This window comes from Chryseobacterium sp. JAH (assembly GCF_001507335.1).
In the GTDB taxonomy this organism is placed as follows: domain Bacteria; phylum Bacteroidota; class Bacteroidia; order Flavobacteriales; family Weeksellaceae; genus Chryseobacterium.
This window is the reverse complement of the sequence record NZ_LMAH01000001.1, coordinates 177457-193278: the sequence shown is the minus strand read 5'-3', so window position 1 is coordinate 193278 and position 15822 is coordinate 177457. Positions and strand designations below refer to the sequence as shown.

The 15822-nt window shown below is 34.3% G+C and carries 14 protein-coding genes; 9 read left to right on the top strand and 5 right to left on the bottom strand.

All coding sequences use genetic code 11. The features are described 5' to 3' along the window. Positions 1-23 precede the first annotated feature (23 nt). The 3 genes from AR685_RS00905 to AR685_RS00895 are packed head-to-tail and all read left to right on the top strand — an operon-like array spanning position 24 to position 3434. A complete protein-coding gene (locus tag AR685_RS00905) occupies positions 24-1205 on the top strand; it encodes an acetyl-CoA C-acyltransferase (RefSeq protein ID WP_059123446.1) in 1182 nt (393 codons plus the stop codon). Positions 1206-1239: 34 nt separating this feature from the next. Then, positions 1240-1596: a four helix bundle protein gene (locus AR685_RS00900; RefSeq protein WP_047443986.1), complete on the top strand. Its 357-nt coding sequence runs from the start codon at positions 1240-1242 to the stop codon at positions 1594-1596. A gap of 47 nt (positions 1597-1643) precedes the next feature. After that, positions 1644-3434 (top strand): acyl-CoA dehydrogenase family protein, encoded by a 1791-nt coding sequence (locus AR685_RS00895; RefSeq protein ID WP_059123445.1) that lies wholly within the window; start codon positions 1644-1646, stop codon positions 3432-3434. A gap of 80 nt (positions 3435-3514) precedes the next feature. Here AR685_RS00895 and AR685_RS00890 read toward each other — a convergent pair whose 3' ends face one another. Then, positions 3515-4309 carry a hypothetical protein gene (locus AR685_RS00890; protein WP_047443984.1) on the bottom strand — a complete coding sequence of 265 codons (795 nt, stop codon included), beginning with the start codon at positions 4307-4309 and terminating at the stop codon, positions 3515-3517. 173 nt (positions 4310-4482) lie between these two features. Here AR685_RS00890 and AR685_RS00885 point away from each other — a divergent pair, with 173 nt between their 5' ends. The 5 genes from AR685_RS00885 to AR685_RS00865 all read left to right on the top strand — a co-directional run bounded on the left by AR685_RS00885 (position 4483) and on the right by AR685_RS00865 (position 7121). Beyond that, the gene (locus AR685_RS00885) at positions 4483-4806 is read left to right on the top strand and encodes an ArsR/SmtB family transcription factor (protein WP_047443983.1); all 324 of its coding nucleotides are present in this window, start codon (positions 4483-4485) and stop codon (positions 4804-4806) included. A gap of 1 nt (position 4807) precedes the next feature. Continuing rightward, positions 4808-5281: an SRPBCC domain-containing protein gene (locus tag AR685_RS00880; protein WP_047443982.1), complete on the top strand. Its 474-nt coding sequence runs from the start codon at positions 4808-4810 to the stop codon at positions 5279-5281. Then, positions 5281-5652, top strand: a complete 372-nt coding sequence (locus AR685_RS00875) for a DoxX family protein (RefSeq protein WP_047443981.1) — start codon at positions 5281-5283, stop codon at positions 5650-5652. The genes AR685_RS00880 and AR685_RS00875 overlap by 1 nt, the downstream gene beginning before the upstream one ends. A gap of 12 nt (positions 5653-5664) precedes the next feature. Then, on the top strand, positions 5665-6246 hold the full coding sequence (locus AR685_RS00870; protein WP_047443980.1) for a YdeI/OmpD-associated family protein: 582 nt from the start codon (positions 5665-5667) through the stop codon (positions 6244-6246). Positions 6247-6674: 428 nt separating this feature from the next. After that, complete coding sequence (locus AR685_RS00865; RefSeq protein ID WP_047443979.1) at positions 6675-7121, top strand: phosphohydrolase; 447 nt, start codon at positions 6675-6677, stop codon at positions 7119-7121. Here the strand turns inward: AR685_RS00865 and AR685_RS00860 are convergent. From AR685_RS00860 to AR685_RS00850, 3 genes are all read right to left on the bottom strand, one after another. Beyond that, positions 7118-7837, bottom strand: a complete 720-nt coding sequence (locus AR685_RS00860) for a DUF2490 domain-containing protein (protein ID WP_047443978.1) — start codon at positions 7835-7837, stop codon at positions 7118-7120. The two genes, AR685_RS00865 and AR685_RS00860, sit on opposite strands and share 4 nt — an antisense overlap. Positions 7838-7888: 51 nt before the next feature. After that, entirely contained in the window at positions 7889-9700 is a 1812-nt protein-coding gene (locus AR685_RS00855; RefSeq protein ID WP_047443977.1) for a TonB-dependent receptor plug domain-containing protein, read from the bottom strand. 208 nt (positions 9701-9908) lie between these two features. Beyond that, on the bottom strand, positions 9909-10715 hold the full coding sequence (locus tag AR685_RS00850) for a GLPGLI family protein (protein ID WP_059123444.1): 807 nt from the start codon (positions 10713-10715) through the stop codon (positions 9909-9911). Between the two features lie 242 nt (positions 10716-10957). On the opposite strand from AR685_RS00850, the gene uvrA reads away from it, so the two are divergent. Beyond that, the gene (uvrA, locus tag AR685_RS00845) at positions 10958-13744 is read left to right on the top strand and encodes an excinuclease ABC subunit UvrA (RefSeq protein ID WP_059123443.1); all 2787 of its coding nucleotides are present in this window, start codon (positions 10958-10960) and stop codon (positions 13742-13744) included. A 52-nt stretch (positions 13745-13796) separates the two neighbouring features. Here the strand turns inward: uvrA and AR685_RS00840 are convergent, their stop codons facing one another. Continuing rightward, positions 13797-15602: a T9SS type A sorting domain-containing protein gene (locus AR685_RS00840; RefSeq protein WP_047443974.1), complete on the bottom strand. Its 1806-nt coding sequence runs from the start codon at positions 15600-15602 to the stop codon at positions 13797-13799. Positions 15603-15822: the final 220 nt, after the last annotated feature.

Here is a 15822-nt window from a genome sequence, read left to right as displayed (position 1 = left end):
TTTAAATTAAAATCAATAAAAAAATGTCAAGACAAGCATATATAATCAAGGGATTTCGTACAGCAGTCGGAAAAGCGCCAAAAGGCTCACTCCGCTTTACACGTCCCGACGTAATGGCAGCAACCGTCATTGAAAAACTGATGGCGGCCGTTCCTCAATTAGACAAAGACAGAGTCGACGACTTGATCGTTGGAAATGCAATGCCGGAAGCTGAGCAAGGCTTAAATGTGGCTCGTTTAATTTCATTAATGGGACTAAACACGGATAAAGTTCCGGGAGTTACCGTAAACAGATACTGTGCGTCCGGAAGTGAGGCGATTGCTATTGCTTCAGCAAAAATTCAGGCAGGTATGGCAGACTGCATCATTGCAGGTGGTACCGAATCTATGTCTTATATTCCAATGGGAGGTTACAAACCAGTTCCGGAAACAGATATTGCAAAAACCAATCCTGATTATTATTGGGGAATGGGATATACGGCGGAGGAAGTTGCAAAACAATTCAATATTTCCCGTGAAGAGCAGGATCAGTTTGCTTTTGAATCTCATCAAAAAGCTCTGAGAGCAAATCAGGAAGGCAAATTTGCCAATCAGATTATACCAATTCCTGTAGAATATAATTTCCTGGATGAAAACCAGAAGATGCAGACTAAAAAGTTTGATTTTTCGGTGGATGAAGGTCCAAGATTAGACACTTCTCTGGAAGGTTTAGCCAAACTAAAGCCTGTATTTGCGAATGGAGGAAGTGTAACTGCTGGAAACTCATCTCAAATGAGCGATGGAGCGGCTTTCGTAATCGTGATGTCTGAAGAATTGGTGAAAGAATTAGGACTGGAACCGGAAGCAAGATTAGTTGCGTATGCTGCTGCCGGACTTGAGCCAAGAATCATGGGAATGGGACCAATTTATGCAATTCCAAAAGCTTTAAAACAGGCAGGGCTAGAACTAAAAGATATTGAATTGATTGAATTAAATGAAGCTTTCGCATCACAATCAGTTGCAATCAAAAAAGAATTAAACTTAAATCCAGATATTTTAAACGTGAATGGTGGCGCAATTGCTCTTGGACACCCGCTGGGTTGTACAGGAACGAAACTGACCGTTCAGCTTCTTGACGAAATGAGAAAACGAGGAAACAAATACGGAATGGTTTCTATGTGCGTTGGAACAGGACAGGGAGCGGCTTCAATCTTTGAATTACTTTAAAAAATAGAACAAAGAATAAAGAGAAAAGACAGAGGTGAAACATAATTTTAAGAATTTAAACATTTGGAAGTTGGCTATTGAATTAGCTAATGACACTTATATTCTTACTGATAGTTTTCCGAAAAATGAAGAATTTGGATTAAAATCTCAATTGAGAAGATGTTCTGTTTCGGTTGCTTCAAATATTGCTGAAGGATCAAGCAGAAGTTCAAATAAAGATTTCAATCGGTTTTTGGAAATAAGTCTTGGATCTCTTTACGAATTACAAACTCAAATTATAATTTCCTCAAACAGAAGTTATTTTGATTTGTCTAAACTTGAAAATATAGAAAATAAAATCACAGAATTACAGAGAATGATTTCTGGCTTTCAAAAAAACTTAAAGTTGTAAGTCTTTACTCTTTTCTCTTTATTCTGTAAATCTAAAAAATTAAAACAATGAGTGATACACTTAATAAAACATTAAAGGGCGGTGAGTTTTTAATTAAAGAAATTCCTGCAAACGATATCTTCACTTTAGAAGAACTTTCAGAAGAGCAAAAAATGCTTCGTGATTCTGCGAAAGAATTTATCGACAGAGAAGTGATTCCGCATCATGATCGTTTTGAGAAAAAAGATTATGCATTGACTGAAGAAACCATGCGCAAATTAGGAGAAATGGGACTTCTTGGAATCACCGTTCCTGAAGAGTATGGAGGTCTTGGGATGGGATTCGTTAGTACCATGTTGGCTTGCGATTACGTTTCAGGAGGAAACGGTTCATTGGCAACAGCTTACGGAGCGCACACAGGAATTGGAACGCTCCCAACTCTTCTTTACGGAAGCGAAGAATTAAAAAAGAAATATCTTTCGGATCTCGCTACAGGAACAAAATTCGGGGCGTATTGTTTGACTGAGCCGGACGCTGGTTCAGACGCAAATTCAGGGAAAACAAGAGCGAAATTGTCAGAAGATGGCAAACATTACATCATCAACGGACAAAAGATGTGGATTTCAAATGCAGGGTTTGCAGATACTTTTACATTGTTCGCAAAAATTGATGATGACAAAAACATTACAGGTTTTGTAATCAACCGTTCAGAATTGGAAGATCCAAACAGCTTAACTTTTGGTGAAGAGGAGCATAAGTTAGGGATCCGTTCATCTTCTACCCGTCAGGTTTTCTTCAATGACATGAAAATTCCTGTTGAAAATATGCTGGGTGAAAGAAATAATGGTTTTAAAATCGCTTTGAATGCATTAAATGTAGGCAGAATCAAATTAGCTGCTGCCAATCTTGACGGACAGAGAAGAATCTTGAATCATTCAATTCAGTATTCAAATGAAAGAAAACAATTTGGGGTTTCTATTTCAACCTTCGGAGCAATCAGAAAGAAATTGGCAGAAATGGCAACCGGAGTTTTCGTAAGTGAAGCAGGTTCTTATCGTTTGGCAAAAAATGTTGAAGATAAGATTGAGGAATTGGTTTCTGGAGGAATGAATCATCAACAAGCTGAATTGAAAGGTGTTGAAGAGTTCGCAGTAGAAGCTTCTATTCTTAAAGTTTTCGTATCGGATCTTACTCAGGTTACTGCCGATGAAGGAATTCAGATTTACGGTGGAATGGGATTCTCGGAAGACACTCCAATGGAAGCTGCATGGAGAGATGCCAGAATTGGAAGAATCTATGAAGGAACGAACGAAATCAACCGTCTTTTGGCCGTAGGAATGTTGATCAAAAAAGCAATGAAAGGTGAATTGGATTTACTTTCTCCGGCAATGGCAATTTCTAAAGAATTAATGGGAATTCCTTCATTTGAAGTTCCTGATTATTCTGAATTAATGAGCGAAGAAAAAGCAATTTTGGCAAATCTTAAAAAAGTATTTTTAATGGTTTCAGGAGCTGCCCTTCAAAAATACATGATGGATATTGAGAAGCAACAGCATTTATTATTGAATGCTTCTGAAATTCTTAACCAGATATACATGGCAGAATCTGCAGTTTTAAGAGCTGAAAAACATTTCACTGCTGATTCTGTAGAAGTTGCAATGGCTCAGTTGAATCTTTACAAAGCAATCGAAAAAATAATCTCCGCTGCCAAAGAAGGAATTGTTTCTTTCGCTGAAGGCGACGAACAGAGAATGATGCTTTCAGGATTAAGAAGGTTTACAAAATACACCAATCATCCTAATGTTGTCGCTTTAACAGAAAAAGTGGCCGCTGCTTATATTGCGAAAGGGCATTATTAAAAGAGAAAGTCAATTTACTTTTACTTTATCTAAAAACCTGACAGACTTTCTATCTGTCAGGTTTTTCCTTTTTAATTATATTAATTATCATATGATTTCTCTCGATAATTTATAAAAACTTTTTGAAAATCATTTAAATTTACTGCTTCTGACTTGATGATTTTTCCGTTTTTATAAATGTTATAATTATTCTTTTCATTGATTTTTTTGTTTTTAAAATCCATAAAAATACCGTCTTTTATTTTACCTGAAGCATCTGTTTTCAAAAAAGCTAAAACTTGAGGAGCAAATTTTTCAGCATAACTTCCATAAAATATTTTTAAAAGTGCATCTTCTTCGCTGAAAAAATCGCCAATGTTTTCAAATATAGCATCTAAGTTATCTAAATCTGGGCGAACTGTTAACCCGTGAAAAAGTTTGAAAGTTTTGTCGGGAAAATCATCGCCGAACATTTTATCGTTAGAAAAATAGGTGTTGCTGAAAACCATATTATCAGAAATTAAGGTAGAAATAACCGTACTCTTCGGTAGATTTTCGATGTCAAAATCTATATTTTCAACAATAACGACTGGCTCTTCTTTATAGAACAAAGTTCTGACTTGTTTCTTATTTTTTAATTCAATCTTTATGACAGAATTTTTATCGGCTGCATTGGTAATGCGAATTTCATTATTTGATTTAGAAACAATTAAGGTATTGCCATAGTTTACAGCTGCCATTGTAATGATGATGCTATCTAACTTACCATTCTTATATTTTTTAAAAGTGCTTCCGCTCTCAATCTTTTTCTCAGTAAAATTTGAATAATTTTCGTTTTGTCCGAAAACCATTATTGAGCATACTAAAAATGTAAAAAGGCTGAAAAAATATTTCATAAGATCAATTTAAATATTTGAAGATAAGCATTAAAGTGCATTTGTTATCATTAACCGTAACGTAAATAAAATTTTAATAAAATATTTGCGTAGTCAAATAACTACATTTATATTTGTAGTCAAATAGCTACATAATAAAATTTCTATTTTAATTAAATCTATAAGTACACCATATGAATCTTAGAAGAGATGTTTTTCAGGCAATTGCAGATCCTACCAGAAGATCAATTCTTCTTTTGGTGGCAACTCAATCTATGACAGCGGGTACAATTGCTTCTAAGTTTGACACAGCAAGGCCAACAGTTTCAAAGCATTTACAAATCCTTACTGAATGTGAGTTATTGAAAAAGGAGCAAAATGGAAGGGAAATCTTGTACCATCTTAATCCCAATAAAATGAAAGAAATTTCCGATTTCATTGAGCCTTTCAGGAAAATGTGGGATGACCGGTTTAATACGTTAGAATCTGTAATGAAAAACTATAAAAACAACAAATAAAATGGAATTAAGAACGAAAATCACAGCCGAAGATGATAAGCAGGAATTGATTATCACCAGAGTTTTTGATCTTCCTTTAGATCTGCTTTTTAAAGCTTATGAAGATCCTGAAATTGTAGAACAGTGGATGGGAACAAAAGTACAAAAGTTGGAAAACAAAGCGCATGGTAGTTGGTGTTTTGAAACTTCTCACAACGGACAAATTGTTTTTTCTGCCAACGGAGTTATCCTAGAATTTATTCCCAATGAAAAAATCACCAGAACTTTTCAGATGAAAAACAGCGCGTTTCCTGTTCAGTTGGAATTTTTTGAATTTGAAAAAATAAATGAGGAAACAAGTCAACTTACAATGCAAATTGTTTTTAAGTCTGTTGAATTTCGTAATCAGCTATTAAAAATGCCTTTTGCTCAAGGTTTAAGTATGGCACATGACCGTCTGCAGAATTTAATTCTAACTCAAGAAAATAATCAATAATGAAACGAGATAAAATAATATATTGGATTACAACTGTTTTCCTATCCACCGGAATGTTGGCGGGAGGTATACAACAAACCTTGCAAATTGGTGGTTACAACGAAATTGTTACTAAACTTGGTTATCCCTTATATCTTCTGACCATTCTCGGTGTCTGGAAAATTTTGGGTGTTATTATAATTTTGCTTCCAAAATTACCATTGATAAAAGAATGGGCTTATGCAGGATTTTTCTTTGCAATGACGGGAGCCGTAATCTCACATTTTGCAGTGGGACAATCATTTGTTGAGGCTATTCCGTCAATTGTTCTATTAGTTGTTACTATTATTTCATGGATTTTCAGACCATCTGAAAGGAAATTAATCCCTTAAAATAGCAAGACGATGAATACTGAGGCCGAAATATTTTTTGAAAAAGCTAGAAAATGGAATGAGGAGTTTTATCTTTTGAGAGAAATTATTCTTGAAAATAAACTTCTTGTAGAAGATTTTAAATGGATGCATCCCTGTTATACTTTCGAAGGGAAAAACATAGTGTTGATTCACGGATTTAAGGAATATTGCGCATTGCTTTTCTATAAAGGAGTTTTACTGAAAGATCCTGACAATATTTTGATACAGCAAACTAAAAATGTACAGTCTGCAAGACAGTTGCGCTTTATAAATAGTAAAGAGATTACAGAAGTAAAATCTCTAATCACAAACTACATTAAAGAAGCGGTTGATATTGAGAAATCAGGGTTGATAGTAGAATTAAAAACAGTTAAAGACTACCCTATTCCTGATGAATTTAACAAGGTTCTGGATGATGATGATGAGTTTAAAAAAGCATTTTATTCTCTGACACCAGGACGTCAGAAGGGATATCTGTTTTACTTTTCACAAGCCAAACAATCTAAAACGCGTGAAGCACGAATTGAAAAATATTACAATAAAATTCTTGAAGTAAAAGGACTTGATGATTGATGCTAAATAGGTTGCGATTCGATTCTTGAGTTTAACATTTTATTTACCTATTGAAATTCCGTTGTAACAAAATTATTTTTACAAAATAAAATCAAATCAGAAAAAATAATTAAAAAGGGGTTATATCAGAAAACCACTTTTTTATCTTCATCAGATGAGAATCACATTGACAGTACTTTAGTGCAACTTTATAAAATGTCCGTTACCAAGCCGTAAAATCCTGAAAATATATTCAAGTTTGAACAGATTGGTGAAAAAAATACTCAATTTAAAATTCTTAATTCTTTTCGATTCAATAAAATCAAAAAAGCTAGCAACAAAATAAATTGTAAAACATCATTAATTGTTGATAACATCTTCTAAAATTATTAAAAAAATGTAGAAGTTATAAAGGCTGTTTTATATTTTTGTAGTCTATTTTTTATGAAATGACTAAAGAAGAACTTCTACATAAAGCTATAAAAATTGCTGACAAAGCACATAAAGGTCAAAAAGATAAATACCATGCTCCATACATCGCTCATGTAATGCGTGTCATGGAATACGGTAAAACTATGGACGAGAAAATCGTGGGAGTTTTACATGATGTGGTGGAAGATAATCCACAAGACTTCAGCCTCGAATATTTGAGGAATGAAGGTTTTCCGGAATATATTTTATACGCTGTCAGCTGTCTTACTAAATATGATCCTGATGAGATTTACGATGATTTTGTAAGAAGAACAGAAAGATCTCGGTTGGCAGTTGCGGTAAAGCTGAATGACCTGCGTGATAATATGGATTTGAGAAGAGTCAATCGTGAACTTACCCCGAAGGACATTACAAGATTCAACAAATACCTGAAGGCGTATCGATACTTATCTGAGAAATATTAGTCGGCTCCCGGGAAATGGTAGGTTTTTGGTTGGGGGTCTTTTGTGTCATCGATATTGATGTTTAAGGCAAAGTAGATGAAATGTACATTTTTGTTACCTTTTGCTTCAAATTCTCTTTGCCATAAATAACCGCCTAAAACACCGAAGTTTTCATCAATCTGATAACCGAGACCTCCATATACTCTATTTCTTGCAAATGCCGGTTTGATCGGTGATACAATAAAAATTTCGTCATAAACGTTTGCAAATAAAGTTCCTGGTGCAATTTTCTTAGCATTTAAAGGAACGGAAACATTCAAACGGTATCGGTAACGCATCCTTTCTGATCTTTTGTCGGTTTGCGGTTCGTAAAACCATGACTTTTCTGCACGAAATCTGTTTTCAAATTTTACAACTCCCGTTTTAAAATCAATCACATCCTGCAGCCAAACACGAAATTCTTCTTTATTGATTGCATGCTCTTTGTAAGTTGCGTATCGTCCTAACCCTATAAATGGCTTGTGATTTTTAGTCAAATTGTATCCTAAACCACCTTTTATTTCGTAATAATCAGGATAAGTATATTCTTCGATACCTCTGGATTGTCCTTCAGCATAAAGGAAAAATTTTGGATGAAACTTATAGGTCACAGTCAGCGCATTAAAAGAGGAAATATGTTCCTGAGCACTAAAAAGACTCATCATCAAAACAAAACCAAGACTTGTAATAAGTTTCATCCAAAAAATTTTTGCAAAAGTAAATGATTTAACAATTCGGTAATGTTAAGTTTACTTAACATTAATATTGTAAGTCAAACCAATGTGAAACCATCTCTGAGGCATCGGTACACCAAATGTTTCTGTGTAATCAGAATCTGTGACATTGTTAATCAAAACATAAACCGATAAGTCATTTTTTGTAAAGCTTATTTTTTCATCCAAAAGATTATAACTTCCCAAATTCACACGGTCGCTATATCTGTAAACTAATTCGTTAGTGAAATATTTTAAAAATTTAGTATTTAATTTTGCTACAAACTGATGTTTTAGATTATCAAGTACATATCTTGAATATCCGTTATTGAATTCTTTGAATTTATTATCTAAATAAGTGTATCCAAGAGTATATTTCATCCAATCCAAAATTTGATGACTCACTTCAGCTTCAACACCCTTGATTTCTGTATCACCCACATTTTTTGCATACCAGATAGGATCTTGCAAAGAGTTTTTTACCCAATCGATAGCATCCGATGAGCCCCTGTAGAAACCACTTACTTTTCCTAAGATATTTTTGTTCTGATATTGATATCCAACTTCTGCATACACTGCACTTTCAGGCAGCAAGTTTTCATTTCCCCGTTCTGTTTTGCTGGTATAATATAAGTCTGTGAAAGTTGGTACACGGTGAACTTTTGAGATGTTTCCGTAGATTTTATTGTTTTCGTAGAAAGTATAACCCACATCCAATCCGGGATAAAAGAAATTTCCTTCATTAGAATAATTTGCCCATGAAATCCCTGGAGTAATGTTCAATTTTTTATCTAAAAGAGATAAATGATGTTCAAAGAAAACCTGAGAAACAAAACGTTCTCTGTGACCTAAATTGTTACTTGCCAAAAATTCTTTTCTCAATTCTACACCTATCCCCGTAGTTCCCAGTTTTGAAGTGTAACTTGAATTCACTTCGCCACCCACATTATTTCCGATGTGCATGTTTCTGTAGATTTCGGGTTTTTCTCTGTTAAAAAGATACATATCCTGCCCACGTCGCCAATACACATTTGAATTTAATTTTAATTTTCCAAACGTTTGTTGATGAGCCAAACTTACGATTGAAGCCTGAAGTTCCTCATACTGTTCAGTCGCAGCAGGTGATGAATAAAAACCGTTCGCTCCAAATTTTTTCTCAGAAATACCAGCCTGTAATCTGATGCTTCCGTTTTTAATTTGTAACTGATTTTGATAAAAGACATTTTTCATTTCAAAATCTGTATTGTGGCGGTACCCTTGCGAAGAATTTGAGTTTGCCTGTAGTAGATTTGAAAATTTTCCATTTCCAAAATTGGCATTCAAACCAAGACCGTACGTTTCGTAATCGCCTGCTTCAGCTTTTATTTTCACTCTTCTTCCGGGAGTCGCTTTCGTGATGATATTAATGGCTCCGGCATAAGCATTTTGTCCGAAACGTCTTGCTGCCGGACCTTTGATAATCTCAATTCTCTCAACATCTTCCAAATCTACCGGCACATTCAGTGAATTGTGACCGGTTTGAGAATCATTCATTCTGATTCCGTTTATGAGCAAAAGAACCTGTTCGAAAGAACTTCCACGAAAGCTAATATCACTCTGCACACCGTTGGCACCTCTCCTTCTTATATCCATTCCTGCAATTTGCTGAAGAATCTCGTCAATACTTGTTGCAGGTGAATTTAAGATATCTGTTCTCGTAATGACTGAAATATTCTGGTTGGCAGATTTGTAAGGAGTTGAGATAAATTTCCCCTGAATCTCTACAGAATCAATCTCTGCAAATTTTTCCTGAGCTGAAACCGAAAAAAAAAGTGAAGCAGTGGAAAGGGTAATCAGTTTTCTGATCATAGTTTTATATAGTTAAGTTTGAAGCGTTCAAAATTAGCAGACTTCAATCAGACCAAAAAATGATACTTGTCATATTATATTTTGACAAATTTTACTATAAATTATGTCTGTTGTTTTTAAAGATTGCCGATATATTGTTTCTGTATTTGAAATAAAAAATCCACGTTTTGCAAAGTGGATTTTTATTGGTCGATTAATAATTTATACTTTAATCTAAAAGAATATTTTCATTTACCTGTAGTGACTTTCTTTTGTCAACTTTTATTTCCTTTCCGTCAAGGGTGTAAGCTTTGTAAGGTGAAGAAAACTTATCAGCATTAGGATTGTCAATATATTCTGATCTTTTTTTTATAAAATCAGCTTTCTCTTTTAAATGTACTGTATTTACGTAAGCAATTGGCTCAATAATATCGTTTGATTTTTCTATTTTAGTTGCCTCGATGATCAGGCTTCTGTTTTCGTTATGTACTTCTAAAATTAATCCCGCAAGTCCTTTAAAACGAAATGGTCCTTCAGGAATTGGAATTTTGGGACAATACCATGCATAATATAATTGGCCTGTGTCTGTAATTGCCTTTGCCTTTAAACACAGATTTCCTAAAATCTCTTTTTTTTCATTTGAAACTGTTTCCCATTTCAATTCAGGCTCATTAAAACTATACAGATTATTCCCAACCGGCAAAGTTACAACTACACTTCCACCCTCTTTATATACGCTGCTCTTAGATTTTGGATACAGACTTCTATCTAGGCTTGGTGCCTGTCTGTTACTTCTGCTTTTTCGGATAAATTCATAGTAATTTTGCAATCCATTATTTGCGTAAATTGATTTTACCGCATTACATAAAAGAGTGAAATCATACGAATGTCGCACGTCAGTCCCGTTGTTATTGACTTGATCATCTGAGATAATCATTTGATAATCAATTTTAAGCTCTGCATTATCATATTTATTTTGCGAATGTATTGACTGAAAGGTAAGTACGCAGATAAACAAAAATCTTTTAAAACGCATATTGAATCATGTTGAATAAAACCACTGTTTGTTTTTACAGCCAATGCTGTCATTTTTTTGGATATAAATTTTAATTTTGCAATTAAAAACAAATTAAGACTAAAATTAAAATAAACTTCAAAAAAACATTCACTTTTAAAGAAATTTTTGCGAACAGTATTTTGGAGAACCAAAGGTTTTATTACAAAATCTTTTAAATTTACTACTCAGAATTTCGTATTTTTGTTGGTCACAATTTTACTATGGCTCCAATTACAGAAATAGATATAAAAAAACAGGTTTTCGTTAAGAATGCACATCTTAACAACCTGAAACACATAGATGTATTAATTCCTAAAAATAAATTGATCGTCATTACAGGAGTTTCCGGAAGCGGAAAATCTTCTCTGGCATTTGATACGATTTATGCTGAAGGACAAAGACGTTATGTAGAAAGTTTGAGTTCTTATGCACGTCAGTTTTTAGGCAAGTTAGAAAAACCTAAAGTTGATGATATCAAAGGGTTAGCACCTTCGATTGCAATACAGCAGAAAGTAATTTCTTCGAATCCTCGTTCGACGGTGGGAACTTCCACTGAGATTTACGATTATATGAAACTTCTTTTTGCAAGAATCGGGAGAACATTTTCTCCGGTTTCAGGTGATGAAGTGAAAAAAGATTCAGTTTCTGATGTGATTGATTACATTAAATCGGCAAAAAGTGATACCTCATTTCTATTAACTGCTCCTTTGGAATATGATATTGAAAATTTCACTGAAAATTTAAATATTCTGAAACTTGCAGGATTCACAAGATTGGAAGTTAATGGAAATGTTGCCGGAATAGAAGATTTAGAAAGCTTCGGATTCAAGCCTGAAAAAGGAATGATAATCAATTTGGTCATCGACCGTTTTTCGTATGAAGATGACGAAAGTTTTCTTCAGCGTTTGGCAGATTCGATTCAAATGGCTTTCTATGAAGGTCGCGGATATTGTTCATTAAAAAATATTGCAAACGGAGACAGGAAAGATTTCTCTAATAAATTTGAGCTTGACGGATTAGAATTTCTTGAGCCGAACGTTCATTTTTTTAGTTTTAATAATCCTTACGGTGCTTGTCCGACCTGTGAGGGGTACGGAAAAGTGATTGGAATTGATGAAGATTTGGTTATTCCCAATAAAGCCTTATCTGTTTTTGAAGACGCCATTGCTTCATGGAAAGGTGAAACGATGAGCGAATGGAAAAAAGATTTCATTAAAAAAGCAAAAGACTTCCCTATTCATAAGCCTTATCATCAATTGTCCAAAGAACAGAAGAATTATCTTTGGAAAGGTGACGGAAGTAAAACGTTTCCTTCTCTGAATAATTTCTTCGTAATGCTTGAAGAAAATTTATATAAAATTCAGTATCGTGTGATGTTGTCCCGTTACCGTGGAAAAACGCTTTGCCCGACTTGTGAAGGTCTTCGCTTGCGTGAGGAAACGATTTGGGTGAAAATTGACGGACATAATATTCAATCGATGATTGAGCTTCCTTTGGATGAATTGTCACCGATGATTAACAGCTTACAACTTAGTCAGCACGATAAAGATATTGCTAAGAGATTATTATATGAAATCACTACCCGATTGGAGTTTTTACTGAAAGTCGGTTTAGGATATTTATCGATTAACAGAACATCAAACACGCTTTCAGGTGGGGAAAGTCAGAGGATTAATCTGGCAACAAGTTTGGGGAGTTCTTTGGTGGGTTCCATTTATATATTAGATGAGCCATCGATAGGATTGCACTCTCGTGATACCGAAAATCTGATTGGTGTTTTAAAAAATCTCCGTGATTTAGGAAATACTGTAATTGTTGTAGAACATGATGAAGACGTAATGAGAGCTGCAGACTATATCATTGATATCGGTCCGGAAGCAGGTTATCTAGGTGGTGAATTGGTTTTTGCAGGAAATTATAAAGAATTGAAAGATGCTGCTACGCTGACTTCAAAATATCTCACGGGAAAGTTAGAAATTAAAGTTCCTGAAAAACGAAGAAAAGCAAAGGAATTCATTCATATCAAAGGTGCAAGAACCAATAATCTTAAAAATATAGATGTTGATGTTCCTTTAGAAAGTTTGGTTGTGATTTCAGGAGTTTCCGGAAGTGGAAAATCTACTTTGATGAAGGAAATTCTTACCAATGACATCCAGATTCAGCTGGGGATGGGTGGAAAAAAAGGTGACTATGATTCTGTGGAATTTCCGAAAAAACTGGTAAAACACATTGAATTAATTGATCAAAATCCTATCGGAAAATCATCCCGATCAAATCCTGTAACGTATTTGAAAGCGTATGACGACATCAGAGATTTATTTTCAAAACAGAAAGTTTCGAAAATGATGGGTTACAAGCCGAAGCATTTTTCTTTTAACGTTGATGGTGGAAGATGTGACGAATGTAAAGGAGAGGGAGTCATCAATGTTTCCATGCAGTTTATGGCTGATATTGAACTGGAATGTGAAGTCTGTAAAGGAACACGTTTCAAAAACGAGATTCTTGAAGTACGATTTGACGAAAAAAATATTTCGGATATTCTTCACATGACTGTTGATGAAGCTTTGACCTTTTTTAAAGATAATAAAGAAGATAAAATTGTCACCAAACTGACACCGCTTCAGGAAGTTGGTTTGGGATATCTGCAGTTGGGACAAAGCTCTTCTACTCTTTCCGGAGGTGAAGCGCAGCGTGTGAAATTGGCATCATTCCTTGTGAAAGGTGTGACAACAGATAAGACTTTGTTTATTTTTGATGAACCTTCAACAGGATTGCATTTCCATGATATTCAGAAATTATTAAAATCTCTTCAGGCTTTGATTGATCTTGGACATTCTGTGATTGTCATTGAACATCAACCCGATATTATGAAATCTGCAGATCATATCATCGACATTGGTCCGGAAGCCGGAAAATACGGTGGAGAAGTTGTTTTTGCAGGAACTCCGGAAGATTTAGCTAAAAATAAAAAATCGCATACTGCGAAGTATATCGCAGAGAAGTTGTAATACAATATCATATTTAAACATAAAAGGAAGCAAAATTTGCTTCCTTTTTTTATTATCTCACGGTCATTTTAAAAACTTTCAGCTTCATACCTTTTTCAGATTTTACTTCAAGCAGATAATTGCCAGTTGTTAATTTATAACGTAAATTAAATTGATTGGTTTTCTTTTTTTCAAATGAAGTCTGATGAATTAATTTCCCAGACATATCGAATATGGCAAGGCTTGCTTTCTGCTTTTCTAAAATACTTCCTGAAATACTGAAGTTCCCATTGTTCGGATTGTCATAAAGCTGTAAATCATCGTTTTTAAGTAAATCCGTAGTTCCTAATTGGTTTTTAAGATTAAATTTAACAATGTAGCCAAATGGCATTCCGGGATAAGGATTTATCATCGAAGGAAATGCAGATCCTGAAGTACCTACCGCTGTAGAATTTGAGGTAAATCCCCAAATTATTAATGAACCATCATTCAGCAATACAGGAGAATGCTTATCTCCATAAGTTGAGCTGCCACGGTCTAAAAAATAAGAACAGTATTTTCTGCTCCCGGAAGAATCAAATTCTACAAAAAAAGAATTTGTAGATGTAGGGAGTGTACCAATCGGTGTTGTGAGGTATGCTCCTGCGGTTGAAATATTATCTGTATTGGAATATTGTTTACCTATCATTACAATACGGTCACCTAAAAGACTTAGATTAGGAAAAGCATTTACACCTTCTACATTATTGCTACCAAAGTAGGTTCCCCAAACTCTGTTTCCTGTAAAGTCGAATTTTGTAAGATAGAGATCCGTATTTCCTGTAACAGCGGTTTTGAAAGCTCCGGAAGTTGCGAAATAAGAAGGGTTTGAAGAAATTGAGGTGAGCCCGCTGATGTATATTCCAGTTTCATTTACTTCTACATCATTTGCCATATCGTTATAATCAGTATTATTTGTACCAAGATAAGTACCCCACTGCCTGAAGCCATTTGAAGTATTAAATTTTAAGACTAACTGCTTGCCAAATGTATTTGATTGGAAAGTTCCTATTGTGGCATAACCAGGCACCTGTGTATTCGATGATAAAGTCAAAAGATAGATTCCTGATGCATAAATGTCATAATCATAAATTTGCCGTGCAATATAGGTTGCCCAAACTCTCTGTCCGGAAGTATTAAGTTTTACTAAAAAAGAATTAACATACTCTGTTGAAGAAATTAATGCGAAATTCTCCTGAAATGCTCCGGTTGTTGTAAGATTAGGAATGTCCTGGGCAGTGCGCCCCAATAAATAAATATTGTTATCAGAATCGAACTTTATGGTAAAATAATTATTTGAAGGATTTGGTATATATGTTTTCCAAAGAAGGTTATTAGAATTATCATATTTTGAAAGAAGATAACTGAAATTTCCTGAAGGTGTCTGCTCCACCCAAACTCCGGGAGTTGCAAGATTTGGAACCTGACCAGGAATTGATTGAATGTAGTATTTATTATTATTGTGATCAATACCAATTAAATTTGTAAATCCTAATCCTGATGCTCCGGTATAGCTTCCTTTTAGAAAATTTCCGTCTACAGAAAATTTGGCGTTGTAATGATTATAGGAAACTCCCATTGTCACATTGTTGCCACCGCCATACACATATTGATTGTAGTACGAATCTGGATAACCACTCTGCATATTTGTAACACCGCCAACATAGATATTGTTGTAACTGTCTAAATGAAATGCGTTACCGTACTGATTTTGATCATAAATAAGAGTGCCTGATCCTCCTACATATGTTCCCCATGCTTTCGTATAGGGAAAAACAGATTGCGCTTTTACAAATAGAGTTAAGGAAAATAAATAGAAAAAAAAGGATATTTGTCTCATAAGTGTGAAAATATATCAAATATATAAAATATTTGATGAAAAGTTCATTTATATTTAATCTTATGGCATAAAAATCTTATCCACAAAAAAATGTGGATAAGATGTGAATTTTAACATTAAAATAATGTTGCGTATTAAAAATATTCTTACATTTACTATGTAATAAAACTGAAATGAAATCAATTTTTGCTCTCTTCGTTTTCGGAATTGCAATTAAATT